The following is a 14,952-nucleotide window of genomic DNA, read 5'->3' as shown; positions in this document are numbered from 1 at the left end:
GCCGCCGAAATCGGATCATTCCAAGTCGTGCAAGGAAGCGCCTTAAATCGTGGCTCTCAGACCCAATCGCAATCAGGACCCGGCCGATAAGGCAGCCAATCGTCAGGCAGCAGAGCATGAAGTGCTCATGCGCGAAGTGGACGAGGCTGTCCGGCAGGATCAGATGGCCGATATCGGCCGCAAATATGGCCTGCCCATCATCGTCATTATCGTCGTTGCCCTGCTGGGCTTCGGCGGCTGGCTATGGTGGGATTCACATCAGGAAGGCGGGCTGGAAGCCGATTCCGAACAATTGGTGAAAGCGCTCGACAATATCGATGCGAATAATCTCGATGAAGCGGACGAAACGCTGACGCCCTTGTCGCAAGACAGCAGCAAAGGCATGACGGCCGCAGCCGACATGCTGCGCGCCGGGATCGCCATGCAGCAGGACAAACCCGCAGAGGCGGCCAAGCTGTTCGACGCGATGGCTGCCGATGACAGCCTGCCGGAAATCTACCGCAATCTCGCGACGATTCGTTCGGTCAGCATCACATTCGACGATATGAAGCCGCAGCAGGTGATCGACCGGCTGAAGCCACTGGCCGTACCGGGCGAAGCCTGGTTCGGCAGCGCTGCGGAACTGGTCGGTATGGCCTATCTCGAACAGGGCAAGAAAGACCTTGCCGGACCGCTTTTCGCTTCCATCGCCAAGGATGAAAACGCCCCGCAGGGCCTGCGTTCGCGGACCCGTCAGATGGCCGGCATGCTCGGCTATGATGCGGTGGAAGATGTAGATGAAACCCTGCAGCAATTGCGCGAAGAAGGCGGAAATACACCCGCTGGCGCAGCCGCAGCGGCGCAATAGGAATTAGCTGAATGACGAAGCCGTTCGACACTCGCCGTCCCGCTCGCCATGCGGCGCGCTTTCTGGCCCTTCCCGCGCTGATCGGTGCCAGCCTTGCCCTGTCCGCCTGCGGCGGCAAGGACCGGCCCAGCACGCCCACCGTGGGTAAGCGCGAACCGATCCTGTCCCGCATCGCCTCGCAGATCGAACCCGATCCTGCACTGACCTCCACATCGGTCGTCGTTCCGGCTCCGCACGAAAATGACGAATGGTCCCAGCCGGGCGGCAATGCGGCCAATAATCCGGGCAACCTGGCCTTCACCGATACACCCAGCCGCGCCTGGACTGCCAAAATTGCCGGGTCTTCTAACAAAGCCCGCCTGGCCGCCGCCCCGGTGATTGCCAATGGCATGCTCTTCGTGGAAGACACAGATGGCGTAATCCACGCCTTCAATGCGCAAAATGGCGACAAGATCTGGTCGCATAATTTCGCCGGCAAAGGTGATAAACGCTCAGTCCTGTTCGGCGGTGGCGTGAGCTATTTCGAAGGCCGCGTTTACGCCACTAACGGGGCGGGCGAAGTGGCCGCACTGGATGCCAAGACCGGCCAAGAAATCTGGAAAGTCCAGCCGGCCGGCCCGCTGCGCGGTTCGCCGACGGTTGCTTTTAACGCCATCTATGTGATGACGCAGGACAATCAGATCCTTGCACTCGATATGAAAGACGGTTCGGGCGTTTGGCAGGATTTCGGCGCTTCGGGCCAGTCGGGCGTGTTCGGCGTGGCAGCGCCGGCTGCCGGGCAAAGCACCGTTGTGGCCGGTTACAGCACTGGCGAGCTGGTGGCCTATCGCTATGAAAACGGGCGCAATCTGTGGTCCGATGCACTGGCCCGCACTTCGATTTCCACCGAAGTGGGCACGCTGACCGATGTGGATGCCGATCCGATCATCGATAATGGCCGGGTCTATGCGCTGGGTCAGGGCGGCCGCATGGCAGCCTATGAGCTGGTCACCGGGCAACGCATCTGGGAACTGACCATCGCGGGTATTTCCACCCCGGTCGTAGCCGGTGAATGGATCTTCACCCTCACCGATCATGCTCAGCTTCTCGCGATTGCGCGGTCGAGCGGCAAAATACGCTGGATGACCGAACTGAAGCGCTGGAAAAATCCCGATAAGCGCAAGAATGCGATTTTCTGGACCGGTCCGGTGCTGGCGAATAACAAGCTGTGGGTCGCGAGTTCGCGCGGCGAAGTGATGACGGTGGATATCGCTAACGGAACTGCCACCCGTTTCACCGAGCTGGGTGACGGCGTGTCGCTGCCCCCGGTTCTGGCCAATAAAACACTCTATATTCTCGACGATGGCGGGACGATTACCGCCTGGCGTTAACCGCCGGGGCGGACCGGCTTTGCCGCTCCCGTCCTATTGCCGGACACACGGCTCTTCTCTATCCCCGGCCTGACCCTTTCGGTCTATCGCCGGGGCTATGGAGGCGAGCAGTTTGACATCCGATCACACTTTCGGCGCCGGAAATACAGCCGAAAACAACGACAGATCCAGCGCCAGCCGCCCGCCGAGTGACGTGTCATGGGCGGTCGGATGTGCCGGTCTTACCACCTTACTGGGCTGGATCGTTGTGTGCCGCGCCTGGCCGCATATTGCCGATGCTCTGGCACTGAGCGGGCCGCATCGGCCGATGAACGGCCCGCTTTCCGCTCTCACGGCTATGGCGCTGGCCGGTCTCGCCATGGGTTTATGGTCGGTGCTGATCGAAAAAGTCCATCGCCGCCCGTCTACCGGAATAGACTGGAACAATCCGCGCCCGCTTTCCGCTATTGCCGAGATTTCCGTGACCAAGCTCGCCGGGCTGTGGGCCACCTGGGCGGTTATCGGTATGCTCTATTGCCTCGCGCGGTGGTACTGGCAGGGACAATATCTCTTCGCGATGGACGTACTCGCGACGGCAGCTATCCCGCTTTTTCTCCTGTCGATTCCTTATGTCCTGTGGCTCGACCGGGTGACGATCGAACCGCGCGATCATAGCTGGCATTTCGGCGCCATGCTGATCGGTCGCGAGCCATGGGATCGGGCACAGGTGGCAAAGCACTCGCGAGCATGGATCATCAAGGGCTTTTTCGGCGCCTTCATGATCTCGATCCTGCCGCCCGGTTTCGCCTTTATCGTCAATGTCCCGCTCAGCGAAATCTGGGGCCACCCGGTGCGTTTCGGGCAAACGCTGTTCCAGCTTCTTTTCGTCATCGATGTGCAGATCGGCACTGTCGGTTATCTTCTGACCCTGCGTCCGCTCGATGCGCATATTCGCAGCGGCAATCCTTTCGTTGCCGGCTGGCTTGCCGCGCTGTTGTGCTACCCGCCTTTCGTCAACGGTCTGCTCGGACCCGGCGGAGCGATTGCCTATGAAGTGAATACGGCAGACTGGGGTTTCTGGCTGCACAATCACACCGCCCTTGCCTGGATATGGGCCGGCGGCCTCGGCCTTCTCACCGCCATTTATGCCTGGGCCACGGTGGCTTTCGGCATTCGCTTTTCCAATCTGACCTATCGCGGGGTCATCACTAACGGGCCTTACGCCTTTTCCCGCCATCCGGCCTATCTGTCGAAAAACCTTTTCTGGTGGGGGTCGGTTCTGCCCTTCTTCGTCACCAGCGGCAATCCGGTCGACATCGTGCGCAACTGCTTCTTTCTCGGCTGCGTCAATGCGATCTATTTCTGGCGCGCGAAAACCGAGGAAGCGCATTTACTGCGCGAGGACATGAAATATCGCGCCTATCACCAGTGGATGGCGCAGCACGGAGCGATCACCAGCCGGTTGAACCGGCTGGCCCGCCTGCTGACACGTCACCGGGCAGGCCTTTCTTCATCCGGCACTTAGCCGGCAAAGTGGTCTGCCCAGGGATCAGAAGCTGTATTTATAGATCCGGCTGACATCGCCGGTCCATTCGCCATGATATTTGTCGAGCAGGCGCTGCGCCGGAACCTTGCCGCTTTCGACGATCTCGCCCAGCGTTTCGAGGAAACCGGTCTCATTATCGCCGCTGGCATTGAGGCAATTGCGCGCGGACAGCCCCTTATGCGCGATATCGAGCACTTGCCCGGCAATATCGTGCAATGTGCCCCCGCCGGGCAAAGGCGCATCGAGCGCGAGTTCGGGCACGGCGTTACGCAGCGCCTCACGCTCTTCCATGTCCCAGTCTTTCACCAGATCCCATGCCGCATCGAGCGAGGATTGCTCATAGAGCAAGCCGACCCAGAAAGCGGGCAGCGCACAGATCCGGCTCCAGGGGCCGCCATCGGCACCGCGCATTTCGAGAAAGCTCTTCAGGCGTACTTCGGGAAACGCGGTCGAGAGATGATCCCACCAGTCGCTTTCACGCGGCTTTTCACCGGGCAGAGCAGGCAGTTCCCCTTTCAGGAAATCGCGGAAGCTCTGACCCGCCGCATCGATATACCGGCCATCGCGGAAAACGAAATACATCGGCACGTCGAGCATGTAATCGACATAGCGTTCATAGCCGAAATCCTCATCGAACACGAAAGGCAGCATACCCGTGCGCGCCGGATCGGTGTCCGACCAGATATGGCTTCGATAAGAGAGATAGCCATTAGGCTGGCCTTCGGTGAAAGGCGAATTGGCGAATAGCGCCGTAGCAAGCGGCTGGAGCGCCAGCCCGACACGGAATTTTTTCACCATGTCGGCTTCGCTCGCATAATCGAGATTGACCTGAATCGTACAGGTCCGCAGCATCATATCGAGCCCCAGCGAACCCACTTTGGGCATATGGCGCTTCATAATGCCATAGCGCCCTTTGGGCATGGTCGGCAGTTCGTCACGCGCCTTATCCGGCCACATGCCGAGTCCCAGAAAACCGACACCGCAGGCTTCGCCGATCTGCTTTACCTGATCGAGATGACGCCCGGTTTCGGCGCAGGTCTGATGGAGATTTTCCAGCGGCGCGCCCGATAATTCGAGCTGACCCGCCGGTTCGAGACTGACTGTCCCGTCCGGCCCGCTCATCGCGATAACTTTGCCGCCTTCCTCGACCGGCTCCCAGCCGAATTGCTGCAATTGCAAAAGCAAATCGCGAATTCCGCCTTCCTCTTCATAAGAAGGCGCATGTTTGTCGCTTTTCTTATAAACGAGCTTCTCATGTTCGGTTCCGATCCGCCAGTCGGAACGCGGCTTCTCCCCCGCCTGCATCGGCGCCACAAGCTGATCGCGGCTTTCAATGACGGGATCGTTTTCGACGGAATCCTTACGCGTGCTCATAAAAGGCCGTTAGATAGGATTTGCTCGTCACGCCAGCGCAAATTTGCCAATTTTGTTGACTATGTCTGCGTATATTCCTGCCGCCAGTCACCCGCCAGCCCCATCCACAGCGCAATGGCCGCAATAGTCGCGGTTTCGCCCCGCAGGATACGTGGCCCCAGACTTATGGGCTTTGCACTGGCAAGAGAACGAATGGCTTCGCGTTCCGCATCGTCGAATCCCCCTTCCGGGCCGACCAGCAGCGCCGCCGCTCCGGATTGCGTTGAAAAGACTTTATCAACCGGCTCACCGCCCATTTCATCGGCAAAAAACAGCATACGATTGTCCGACCATCCGCGCAGCAACGCATCGAGTTTCACCGGCTCGGCCAATGTCGGCAGCGCCGTGCGGGCGCATTGTTCGGCCGCTTCGGTTATCGCATGGCGGGCGCGGTCCATATTCAGCTTATCGGCCACGCAACGCCGGGTGATGACTGGCTGAATATGCCGCACACCCAGCTCGGTTGCTTTTTCGAGCACCAGATCGAACCGGTCTTTCTTGAGCAGCGCGGCGCACAGGGTGAAATCGGGCACCTGTTCACGGTCACGCAGATGGTCCACCGGGCGAAGCGTGCAGTCCCGTTTACCGGCAGCGGTGACTTCCGCCGCCCATTCGCCGGTTGCGTCATCGCATAAAATCACTGCATCGCCTTCCTTCACCCGCATTACGCGAAGGAGGTAATGCGCGGACTGCCCGTCGAGCCGGACGTCGCCATTCACTGCCAGCGGCCCCTTCACAAAGAGACGCGGCGCGCTGCGCGGGGGCCATGCGGGAGTAGCAACCATGGCTTTCCCCTAGAGCGCGACCGGGCTAGGAAGCAAGCCATGACAACGCATGATGCCAGCCCGGCCAGTACCGCAGATAATATTGTCCCCGACAGCGAACATCGCGGGCTCGTCGCAAGACTGCCTCAGCCTTTACGCGATTATGCCATGCTCGGCCGGTTCGACCGCCCGATCGGCTGGTGGCTGCTGTTCTGGCCCTGTGCCTGGGGTGTGTGGCTCGCCGGTACGGGCTGGCAGCCGGGGCTGATTGCGTGGATGTTTCTCGGTTCGGTCGCGATGCGCTCAGCCGGCTGCGTTTATAATGACATCGTCGATGCCGATCTCGACCGTAAGGTCGCGCGCACGGCAGAGCGTCCGGTGGCAAGCGGCCGGGTCAGCAAGAAAGCGGCCTGGCTCTGGCTGCTGATCCTATGCGGCGTGGGGCTGATCGTGCTGCTGCAATTGCGCCCGGTCGCGCAGATCGTCGCGCTGGGCAGCCTGGTGCTGGTTGCAGCCTATCCTTTTATGAAGCGGATCACCTGGTGGCCGCAGGCCTGGCTCGGCCTGGTCTTCACATGGGGGGCACCAACCGGCTGGGTCGCCATGCGTTCGGATCATTTGCCTACCATGGTCGCGCTTTATGCCGGCGCTTTCTTCTGGTGCATCGGCTATGACACGATCTACGCCCTGCAGGATCGCGAAGACGATGCGCTGGTGGGGATCAAATCGAGCGCCCGGCGGCTGGGTAATGCGGTGAAGCCGGGTATTTTCGTGCTTTATGGTGCGGCGCTGGGTTGCTGGGCCCTGAGCTTCTGGCTGCTGCGCCCTGACTGGCTGGCCCTGCTCACGCTGCTGCCCGTGGCCTTGCATCTGCTGTGGCAGGCAGCGACACTCGATCCTTCCGACGGGCATAATCCGCTCGCCCGCTTCCGCTCCAACCGAATGGCTGGCTTACTGCTCGCAGCGGCCTGTTTCGTCGTTGGCAATGCCTGAGAGCGCGATGTGGAAAGATCAGCAAGTCAGCCGCCGCTGGTAATCAGATCCACTTCGGTCGTCCCGCCTTCCAGCTTGCGGGCATAAACCACATAAGAAGATGCGCCTTTGACGCCACCCAGCACATCCTCGCGCCCGTCGCGCACATGCTGCGCCGAAAAACCCGCATTGGCAGCGCGCGTGTAGTAGAAATTCAGCACATCGGTGAGCGGCACGGCGGTCTGGAAATTGACCACCCGCAGCGAACAGCGCCCTTCATCGGTTCCCGCCGCTTCCTGCACCGACCCGCGCGGATAGACAGGGAAGGTTTCAGGCAGTTTTGCAGCCCATTGCATCGTATAGCGCGCTTTCTTCGCACAATCGCCCTGCCCGGCAGGCGATGCTGCCGCCCGTGCCGCCGCGGTGAGCGTGGCGCTTGCCGGCAATTGCCCTGCAACCGTTTCGGCCTGCGGAACCACTTTCATCCGACTGGCCCCGCCGACCATTTGTTGTGCATCGGTTCGCGCCAGAGCGATAGCCTGCGCCCCGCGCGCTTCGGGCGGTAAAGCATTGCTCGCCGGGCGCGTCGTCGCAGCATTGGCCGCTTCATTCTGGCCAACAAGATCGGGATCGACCGTGATCTGATCGCCCAGCGCGCCGCTCAGTCCCGGGTCTTCGTCACCTGCAGGCTTTTCCGCTGCACTGTCCTTCCCCCCGCTACAGGCGGTCAGCAGGATGGCGGGTGATAGAGCCACCAACAAAGCAGCATAGGGGACGCGACGGATCATGCTTGGCCTTTCCTCACGCAGAACAATCTCGTGACCTATGCCATCTATCGCGATTTTCGAAAGGGCGGGAAAGCAAATGCCCCCTGTACCACTTCGGGAAGGGCCATTTCGGGAAGAGTGGCTTTTCGGGCGAAGGCCGCTCCATTTTGCAACACAGAAAACGCCGGGAACAGGTGCTGTTCAAGGCGCCCATACGGCACGGAACCGCATGAGCGCCTTGGCACGACCCTCTCTATGGAGTTGCGACCCGAGGGTCGCGCGATGTCCGGGGCTCTAGAGCAGAAATCCCGGACACCAAAGCACTGATTTTCAACAATTAGCGGCAACGCGCATCGGAACGGTCGATTTCACGGCCCAGCAGACCGCCGCCCACTGCGCCGAGGATCGCCCCCAGCGTCTTGTCGCCACGACCGGCAATCTCATTCCCGGCCAGACCGCCGACAGCAGCACCGATCAGAAGGCCGGTCGTGCCGTTATCCTTCTTGCAGCGCCAGCGTCCGTCACGGTCGCGCCAGACGCGCGTATTACGGGTCACACGATCACCGCGATAGCGGCTATGGGAATAATACCGATCACGATTACCGCGACCGCGATACCAGCCTTCATGCCGGCCACGATCACGCCCGTGGTTCCAGCTAATTTCCGTCGGAGCGGCATGAGCGGCTCCGACAGGGGCCATTTCGATTGCCGCTGCGGGCATCGCCGTAGCGGTCATACCGCCGGCTGCCAGAGCAAAGATCGCGGCCTTGAGTGTCTTTGTCATATCTAATCTCCTATCGCACCCCTCTAAGACGGTTAAGACTTAGCGTTGGTTTCCTGAACACAGGACAACTTTGCGATTTCCCGTAAAATCAGCGACAGGCCGAGGCCCGCGTTGCGACGAAACGAAGCTTGTGACCGCCATGCGCATGGCATACCTGCGGATTATGAACGCAGAATCTGCCCCATTGGATCGCACAGCTCTTTCGAGTGCCCTGCTCGCTCATGCTTTCTGGGGCACGATGCCGCTCTATCTGATGCTGGTGCGAAGCGTCCCGCCGGTGGAATTCGTCGCCTGGCGAGTCGTGATGTCGCTACCCTTTTGTTTTGCGATCGTCTGGGCCCGCGGCATGATGCCCGAATTCCGTGCCATACTGCGTAATCGCAAAACCGTGCTGACGCTGGTGGCCACTTCGCTTGCCATCGGGATTAACTGGGCGAGTTATGTCTGGGCGATTCAGACCGATCACGTCTATGCGGCCAGTATCGGCTATTATATTCTTCCGCTGGTCATGATGGTGCTGGCCCATTTCGTGCTCGGCGAACATCTGACGAAGCGGCAATGGATCGCTGCGGGACTGGCCGGACTGGGCGTAGCGGCGCTGATCGGCGGCGCGCTCAGTAATCTGTGGGTCAGCCTGGCACTGGCATCGACCTTCGCCTTTTACGGATTGATGCGGAAAACCGTGGCGGCGGGCGCCATGGTCGGGCTCGCCCTCGAAACGCTGCTCTTGCTGCCGATCGCAGCAGGGGTTCTCATCTGGTATAGTATGACCGGGCCCGGAATCAGTTTCGGCAAAGAATGGGGGACAAGTGCCGCCATCATGCTGAGCGCACCGATGACCGCGCTGCCGCTGCTGTTCTTTGCCATAGCGGCGCGGCGGCTGCCTTATTCGCTGATGGGCTTTCTTCAGTTTCTTTCCCCGAGCATCATTTTCCTGCTCGGGCTCATCATTTTCGGAGAGAAGCTGGCAGCCAATCAGCTTGTCAGTTTTGTCCTTATCTGGACGGCGGCGGCCTTGTTTCTGCGGGAAATGCTGCGCCGCCGCCCGAAACCGTCAAAGGCAGCCGGCAAAGCGTAGCGGTTCGCCTGTGGCGCTTTGCGGCAGCTCGCTTTCCCACATAACCTGCTGACCGCGAATGATAGTGCCGATCACCCGGCCATCCAGCTCCATACCGGTAAAGGGCGACCAGCCGGCCCGGCTTTGCAGCCACTCCTCGGTGATCGTAAACCGGCCCTTGCGGTCGATAATGGTGAAATCGGCATCGTAACCGGCAGCAATACGCCCCTTGCCCACCAGACCGAAAATACGCTGCACGCCAGCGCTGGTCATATCGATCAGCCGCTCCATGGTCATATGCCCTTTCAGCACATGATCGAGCATCAGAGGCAACAGAGTCTGCACACCGGGCATACCACTGGGACTTTGCGGATAGGGTTTGGCTTTTTCCTCCGCCGTATGCGGCGCGTGGTCGGAACCGATCACATCGGGCACCCCGGCGCGCAGCCATTCCCACAGACCCGCACGATGCGCTTCGGACCGGATGGGCGGGTTCATCTGCGCATAAGAGCCGAGGCGCGGATAGGCATCCTCGGCAGGGAGCGTCAGATGCTGCGGCGTCACTTCGCAACTGGCGACATCGCGATGCTGCGAAATCACTTCCAGTTCGGCAGGCGTGGTCACATGCAGAATGTGAATCGGCCGCTTTGCTTCGCGCGCCAGTTTCAAAATGCGCTGCGTGGCCAGCATGGCGCTTTCATCGTCGCGCCAGACCGGATGGCTGGACGGATCGCCTTCCACTCGCTCACCCTTGCGGGCATTCATCCGCTCTTCGTCTTCGGCATGGATCGCCACACGGCGGCGGCCATTGGCAAGCACCCGCGCCAGTTCCTTATCTTCGGCCACCAGCAGGCTGCCAGTGGAAGCGCCCATGAAAATCTTGACGCCTGCCGTGCCGGGGATGCGTTCGAGATCGCCCAGTTCTTCGGCATTATCCGCCGTTGCTCCGACATAAAAAGCATGATCGCACCACATCCGGTGATAGGCCCGGTCGAGCTTGTCATGCACGCGCATAACGCTGTCCGTATTGGGATTGGTGTTGGGCATTTCGAACACGGCGGTAATTCCGCCCATCACGGCGGCGCGGCTGCCGCTTTCCAGATCTTCCTTATGTTCGAGCCCCGGTTCGCGGAAATGAACCTGGCTGTCGATCACACCCGGCAGAATATCCAGCCCGGTACAATCGACGCGTCTGGCCGCATCGGGATAAGAGCCGACACCGATAATCTTACCATCGCGCATGGCCACATCGGCCTGCACAACACCCGATGGTGTATGGACCGTGCCGCCGGCAAGAACGAGTTCAGGGGATTGCGTCATGGAAGGGCTCTCTCGATTCCGCTTATGTGAATAGGCTAAGCCCATGCCACAGCCGCACGGCTTCGTCACCTGCTGCGCCGGAGATGGCAGGGGCTTGCCGCAAACAGGATCGGGAAATGCGACCGGCTCGCAAGGAAAGAGTTGATTCCCGCGCGGTAAGGGCCAATTTGGCGGCATGTCTCAAACACGCCTTTTCACCCGCGCCCTTATTCGCGTTCACGCTCCGGACGATACAGAGGATGCAGTTACCTTTCTGCAAGGCCTCGTCACCAATGACGTGCTGCATGGCCTGCCTGTCTATGCCGGATTGCTAAGCGCGCAGGGCAAGACCATGTTCGATTTTATCGTCTGGCCCGCCGGACAAGGCGGCGTGCTGATCGATTGCGAAGCTGATCTGGCGGATGAACTCGTAAAGCGCCTTTCGCTCTATCGTCTGCGGCGCAAGATCACGATCGAACGCGACGATTCTCTGGGCGTTTACTGGAAAGCCGAGCTGGGTGACGGAGGCGTGCCCGATCCGCGGCTGGCCGATCTGGGCGAACGCTGGATCGCCAAGGCATCAGAGGATGACGAATCGGCTGACGATCTGTGGCTGAAACATCGCCTGTCGCTCGGCGTGCCCGAAGGGCGGGCAGAACTGGGCGATATTCTGTGGCTCGAAACCAATGCCGGGGAGCTTCACGGCGTCAGTTTCAACAAGGGGTGCTATATCGGGCAGGAAAACACTGCCCGGATGAACTGGCGTCAGAAAATCAATCGCCGCCTGATCGTGGTGCCTCTCGCAAAGTCCGAGGAAAAACGGTGCAAGGCCGCTTATCCCGATTACGGCTTTGCCGTGGATCATCTGCGTGTAGCCAATATCGATCCGGCGCTACTACCAACCTGGCTATCACTCGAAACCGAAGAATAGCGGAAAACGAGCGCGGCTGGAAAAGCGGTCGGGCTGTCAGCCCGCCTGGCTGGCCAGTTCCCGGACACGGGCATCGGGCACAGCCTGTTGCAGCATATGCTCGGCCCGCTCACGCGCCGTACTGCGATCAAGATCGAGCGACGCAGAAAGCTGGCTGCCTAGCAACGCATCCCCCAATGCCATCAGAACCAGTCCCAGTGTAACTTCCCTGAGATCATGCGCTGCTTTTTCCGGATCGTCTGCCGTGGTCGGGGCGAATTCGTCCATGAGAGAATGGATCGATTCGACGATCGGATTGAGCGCATCCTCATTCCCCGAAACCAGCATCCAGCTGGCGAGCTGGCCGCCGCCTTCCCGGTCGAACGCGTCGAAAGTGAGATCCACCACTTCGCGCGCCGAAGACAGGCCCGCCCGACGGGCACGCATTGCATCGGCAATGGTAGCACAGACCGTTTTGGCGAGATGCTCGGACAAAGCGCTCTGTAAGCCCGCAGCCGAACCGAAATGATGCAGCAGATTTGCATGAGTCCGGTCGATCCGGGCAGCGACGGCTTTCAGCGTCACGCTTTGCGGTCCGCTTTCAATCAGCAAAGCACGAGCGGCTTCCAGCGCGACCATACGGCTTTCTTTGGAGGAGAGGCGTTTTCTGCTTAACATGGTGGCGACCCTTGTTTGTATCTGCCTTTATCGACAGTTTTGTAGAGTCATTTTTGGCAGGCAAAAGACGGTATCACAACCCATTGATTATACGCAGAGCACCTTATTTTGTCCGGAAATTGCACAAAAGCTCCGGTTCGCAGCGAACCGGAGCTTTCTTTACACCACGCATTTCCTTTCAGGCGGCTTGCATTTCCGGGTCCGGCACATCGGAGATATCCGCTTTCGCGCTGCCCCCGGCCAGCTTACAGACATAACGGCAGGTAAGGACCGCCTCGCCGCCACGGCCTTTGCTGACAAGCCGGCGCACTTCACCGGTGCGACGGAAACCGAGCCGCGTCAGAACACGACCCGACGCGGGATTGTCGAGATAATGCCCGCCATGAATCTGCTTATGGCCCAGCATCCGCACGACTTCGAGAAATCCCTTACCGGCCTCGGTGGCATAACCTTGGCCCCAGCGATCACGCCGGATCCAGTAGCCGATCTCCGGCCCGTCCTCATGGCAATTGAGCCCGATCTGGCCGATCAGCGGTGCGCCCTTCTCTCCCGGTATGGTAATGGCAAAACCGGGCAGGAACGGATTCTGCGCCCGGCGCACGAATTCGCGGGCATGCGCCGGCTCATAGGGCCAGGGCGCGTTGGCCAGCATCCGCACCAGGTCGCGATCATGCAGACCCTTGTAAAGGGCCTGCCAGTCTTCCTCGAAAACGGGCCTCAGGAACAATCTGTCCGTGCGAACAAACATCGCTTCGCCTCCTTCACCCCTCTCAACCGCGCCTCTAAACGGGCTTCGTGACAGGGTTATTGCGCCCGTGGCGGGATTGCCGCAGCGCTTTGGAGGGAGACATGAAAAAGGGGAGACGGGGTGGCCCCATCTCCCTCTTTGGCCGGATTTTCAGCTCCGGCGGGGCCATCCCGGTGGATGACCCAGACTGTGAATCATCCGATTATTCGGCAGCTTCCGCCATGGCGTCCACGGACACATATTTGCGACCGAGTTTACCGTCATGAAAGCGCACGCGACCTTCGGTCAGGGCAAAAAGGGTGTGATCCTTACCCATGCCGACATTCACGCCCGGATACACTTTGGTACCGCGCTGACGGATAATAATGTTGCCGCCGATCACTTCCTGACCGCCGAACTTCTTGACGCCGAGGCGACGGCCGATCGAGTCGCGGCCGTTGCGGGATGAACCGCCTGCTTTTTTATGTGCCATTGCGAATTACTCCAGAATCTCTCGGCTTACTTCGAATCGCCGACCGACAGGATGCGAAGCAGTGTCATCTGCTGACGATGGCCCTGCTTGCGGCGATAATTGTGCCGACGACGCTTCTTGAAGACGACGACCTTTTCGGACTTCGCCTGAGCGATGATTTCGGCAGAAACGGTCACCTTGCCGGCGTCCTTCAGTTCGCCACCGTCACCGGCCAGCAGGACGTCGCCCAGCGTGACCTTTTCACCGGCTTCGCCAGCCAGCTTCTCGACAGCGATCTTGTCTCCTTCGGCGACCCGGTATTGCTTGCCGCCCGTGCGCACTACTGCGAACATGGTATCATCCATCCAATCTAAAGCTGTGCCGCCCCGCCTGCGCTATCCGGTTCTGCCTGACGAAAAGGCAATGCCGGACAATAGGGCGACGCGCCGTGCGCCCATAAGAGCGCCGGAAGAATGGTTGCCGTTAAGCCAAAGCCCCCGTGATGTCAACGCTGCTGCGCTTCGATCCCGGAAAAAGAAAGCCCACCACAGACACGATGCTTATGCCGGGCAAAGCATGTGCTGGAAAGCAACCGGAGAGCGGGCTATGGCCGAGGAGATGAGAAAACGCAATGCAGCTCCGCCTCTTCCCCTGTGGATCGCCGGTCTCGGCCTGCTGGCCCTGTCCGCCTGTTCCACAAGCGGCGGCTATCCTAGCCTCGCTATTCGCGAGGAAGAACGGGTCAGCGGTTCGATGGAGCCTGTGGCACCCGAACCCTATATACCGCCGAAGACGCAGCCCGATCTTCTCGATGAAATTGCCAGTTTGCGCAATCAGGCACTCGATGCGCACAAACAGTTCACCGCCACCAGCGAAAGAGCGCGCCGTGCCGCCAATGCCGCGCGCAATGCCAAAACGGGCGGCGAAAACTGGGCGGTGGCGCAGGTTGCGCTGTCGGAACTCGAATCGAGTCGCAGCCAGACCATGTTCGCGCTGGCCGATCTCGACCGCATCTATGTGGATGCCGCCATCAATGCCCGCGAGCTGGAACCGGCCGCCAGCGCACGCAGCGAAGTGATGGCGCTGGTGGAACAGGAAGACACGGTGATCGGCGAGATCGGCGCACTGATTCGCTGACTGACCGGTTCACCCGACCGGCTGCCAAAAAAAGGGGGCCGGCGAACCGGCCCCTTAAGAAGATTGGGAGAATGCCTGAGCGTCAACACATAACGCAAAGGGTCGGCCGGATGACACGGAGCCCCAGTTTGCGGGACGTGCAAGGTACGGAGAGAGGCCAGCAGTGACTGGCCTCCGGGGTCCGCCTCATCCAGTCACCATCTTATTGAACCGAATCGGCGTATCGCGCT

16 protein-coding genes are annotated in these 14,952 nt (G+C 60.3%); 7 read left to right on the top strand and 9 right to left on the bottom strand.

All coding sequences use genetic code 11. The features are described 5' to 3' along the window. Positions 1-49: 49 nt before the first annotated feature. The 3 genes from D6851_RS08630 to D6851_RS08620 all read left to right on the top strand — a co-directional run bounded on the left by D6851_RS08630 (position 50) and on the right by D6851_RS08620 (position 3,721). Positions 50-847, top strand: a complete 798-nt coding sequence (locus tag D6851_RS08630; RefSeq protein WP_120324505.1) for a tetratricopeptide repeat protein — start codon at positions 50-52, stop codon at positions 845-847. 11 nt (positions 848-858) lie between these two features. Next, the gene (locus D6851_RS08625) at positions 859-2,217 is read left to right on the top strand and encodes an outer membrane protein assembly factor BamB family protein (RefSeq protein ID WP_120324504.1); all 1,359 of its coding nucleotides are present in this window, start codon (positions 859-861) and stop codon (positions 2,215-2,217) included. A 112-nt stretch (positions 2,218-2,329) separates the two neighbouring features. Beyond that, positions 2,330-3,721, top strand: coding sequence for a methyltransferase family protein (locus D6851_RS08620; protein WP_238474004.1), 1,392 nt, complete (start codon positions 2,330-2,332; stop codon positions 3,719-3,721). Between the two features lie 24 nt (positions 3,722-3,745). On the opposite strand, the gene D6851_RS08615 is transcribed toward D6851_RS08620, so the two are convergent. Further along, positions 3,746-5,116, bottom strand: coding sequence for a glutamate--cysteine ligase (locus tag D6851_RS08615; RefSeq protein WP_120324503.1), 1,371 nt, complete (start codon positions 5,114-5,116; stop codon positions 3,746-3,748). A 59-nt stretch (positions 5,117-5,175) separates the two neighbouring features. Beyond that, entirely contained in the window at positions 5,176-5,940 is a 765-nt protein-coding gene (locus tag D6851_RS08610; RefSeq protein ID WP_120324502.1) for a 16S rRNA (uracil(1498)-N(3))-methyltransferase, read from the bottom strand. A gap of 39 nt (positions 5,941-5,979) precedes the next feature. Here D6851_RS08610 and ubiA point away from each other — a divergent pair, with 39 nt between their 5' ends. Next, complete coding sequence (ubiA, locus tag D6851_RS08605; RefSeq protein ID WP_120324501.1) at positions 5,980-6,912, top strand: 4-hydroxybenzoate octaprenyltransferase; 933 nt, start codon at positions 5,980-5,982, stop codon at positions 6,910-6,912. A 26-nt stretch (positions 6,913-6,938) separates the two neighbouring features. On the opposite strand, the gene D6851_RS08600 is transcribed toward ubiA, so the two are convergent. Further along, the gene (locus D6851_RS08600; RefSeq protein WP_120324500.1) at positions 6,939-7,679 is read right to left on the bottom strand and encodes a hypothetical protein; all 741 of its coding nucleotides are present in this window, start codon (positions 7,677-7,679) and stop codon (positions 6,939-6,941) included. Positions 7,680-7,995: 316 nt separating this feature from the next. Next, positions 7,996-8,442 carry a glycine zipper 2TM domain-containing protein gene (locus D6851_RS08595; protein ID WP_238474003.1) on the bottom strand — a complete coding sequence of 149 codons (447 nt, stop codon included), beginning with the start codon at positions 8,440-8,442 and terminating at the stop codon, positions 7,996-7,998. A gap of 163 nt (positions 8,443-8,605) precedes the next feature. On the opposite strand from D6851_RS08595, the gene rarD reads away from it, so the two are divergent. Next, entirely contained in the window at positions 8,606-9,520 is a 915-nt protein-coding gene (gene rarD, locus D6851_RS08590; protein WP_120324499.1) for an EamA family transporter RarD, read from the top strand. On the opposite strand, the gene D6851_RS08585 is transcribed toward rarD, so the two are convergent. Then, positions 9,497-10,819 (bottom strand): dihydroorotase, encoded by a 1,323-nt coding sequence (locus tag D6851_RS08585; RefSeq protein ID WP_120324498.1) that lies wholly within the window; start codon positions 10,817-10,819, stop codon positions 9,497-9,499. The two genes, rarD and D6851_RS08585, sit on opposite strands and share 24 nt — an antisense overlap. Positions 10,820-10,994: 175 nt before the next feature. Between D6851_RS08585 and ygfZ the strand changes: the two genes are divergently transcribed. After that, positions 10,995-11,729, top strand: a complete 735-nt coding sequence (gene ygfZ / locus D6851_RS08580) for a CAF17-like 4Fe-4S cluster assembly/insertion protein YgfZ (protein ID WP_120324497.1) — start codon at positions 10,995-10,997, stop codon at positions 11,727-11,729. A gap of 36 nt (positions 11,730-11,765) precedes the next feature. Here the strand turns inward: ygfZ and D6851_RS08575 are convergent, their stop codons facing one another. The 4 genes from D6851_RS08575 to rplU form a co-directional block, all read right to left on the bottom strand. Then, entirely contained in the window at positions 11,766-12,386 is a 621-nt protein-coding gene (locus D6851_RS08575) for a TetR/AcrR family transcriptional regulator (protein WP_120324496.1), read from the bottom strand. 178 nt (positions 12,387-12,564) lie between these two features. Beyond that, complete coding sequence (locus tag D6851_RS08570) at positions 12,565-13,134, bottom strand: GNAT family N-acetyltransferase (protein ID WP_120324495.1); 570 nt, start codon at positions 13,132-13,134, stop codon at positions 12,565-12,567. Positions 13,135-13,336: 202 nt separating this feature from the next. Next, positions 13,337-13,606, bottom strand: coding sequence for a 50S ribosomal protein L27 (rpmA, locus tag D6851_RS08565; protein ID WP_120324494.1), 270 nt, complete (start codon positions 13,604-13,606; stop codon positions 13,337-13,339). 26 nt (positions 13,607-13,632) lie between these two features. Beyond that, positions 13,633-13,938, bottom strand: a complete 306-nt coding sequence (rplU, locus tag D6851_RS08560; protein ID WP_120324753.1) for a 50S ribosomal protein L21 — start codon at positions 13,936-13,938, stop codon at positions 13,633-13,635. 253 nt (positions 13,939-14,191) lie between these two features. On the opposite strand from rplU, the gene D6851_RS08555 reads away from it, so the two are divergent. Further along, on the top strand, positions 14,192-14,722 hold the full coding sequence (locus D6851_RS08555; protein WP_120324493.1) for a hypothetical protein: 531 nt from the start codon (positions 14,192-14,194) through the stop codon (positions 14,720-14,722). The last annotated feature ends 230 nt before the right edge of the window (positions 14,723-14,952 follow it).

It is taken from the genome of Altericroceibacterium spongiae, assembly GCF_003610805.1.
In the GTDB taxonomy this organism is placed as follows: Bacteria; Pseudomonadota; Alphaproteobacteria; order Sphingomonadales; family Sphingomonadaceae; genus Altericroceibacterium; species Altericroceibacterium spongiae.
The sequence above is the reverse complement of the archived record's forward strand: the minus strand, read 5'-3'. Positions and strand labels throughout refer to the sequence as shown.

Bases quoted from the DNA above. Each gene is read 5' to 3' on its own strand.
- D6851_RS08625 (WP_120324504.1), top strand. From the start codon at position 859: ATGACGAAGCCGTTCGACACTCGCCGTCCCGCTCGCCATGCGGCGCGC.
- D6851_RS08615 (WP_120324503.1), bottom strand. From the start codon at position 5,116: ATGAGCACGCGTAAGGATTCCGTCGAAAACGATCCCGTCATTGAAAGC.
- D6851_RS08610 (WP_120324502.1), bottom strand. From the start codon at position 5,940: ATGGTTGCTACTCCCGCATGGCCCCCGCGCAGCGCGCCGCGTCTCTTT.
- ubiA (WP_120324501.1), top strand. From the start codon at position 5,980: ATGACAACGCATGATGCCAGCCCGGCCAGTACCGCAGATAATATTGTC.
- D6851_RS08600 (WP_120324500.1), bottom strand. From the start codon at position 7,679: ATGATCCGTCGCGTCCCCTATGCTGCTTTGTTGGTGGCTCTATCACCC.
- D6851_RS08595 (WP_238474003.1), bottom strand. From the start codon at position 8,442: ATGACAAAGACACTCAAGGCCGCGATCTTTGCTCTGGCAGCCGGCGGT.
- rarD (WP_120324499.1), top strand. From the start codon at position 8,606: ATGAACGCAGAATCTGCCCCATTGGATCGCACAGCTCTTTCGAGTGCC.
- D6851_RS08585 (WP_120324498.1), bottom strand. From the start codon at position 10,819: ATGACGCAATCCCCTGAACTCGTTCTTGCCGGCGGCACGGTCCATACA.
- ygfZ (WP_120324497.1), top strand. From the start codon at position 10,995: ATGTCTCAAACACGCCTTTTCACCCGCGCCCTTATTCGCGTTCACGCT.
- D6851_RS08575 (WP_120324496.1), bottom strand. From the start codon at position 12,386: ATGTTAAGCAGAAAACGCCTCTCCTCCAAAGAAAGCCGTATGGTCGCG.
- D6851_RS08570 (WP_120324495.1), bottom strand. From the start codon at position 13,134: ATGTTTGTTCGCACGGACAGATTGTTCCTGAGGCCCGTTTTCGAGGAA.
- rpmA (WP_120324494.1), bottom strand. From the start codon at position 13,606: ATGGCACATAAAAAAGCAGGCGGTTCATCCCGCAACGGCCGCGACTCG.
- rplU (WP_120324753.1), bottom strand. From the start codon at position 13,938: ATGTTCGCAGTAGTGCGCACGGGCGGCAAGCAATACCGGGTCGCCGAA.
- D6851_RS08555 (WP_120324493.1), top strand. From the start codon at position 14,192: ATGGCCGAGGAGATGAGAAAACGCAATGCAGCTCCGCCTCTTCCCCTG.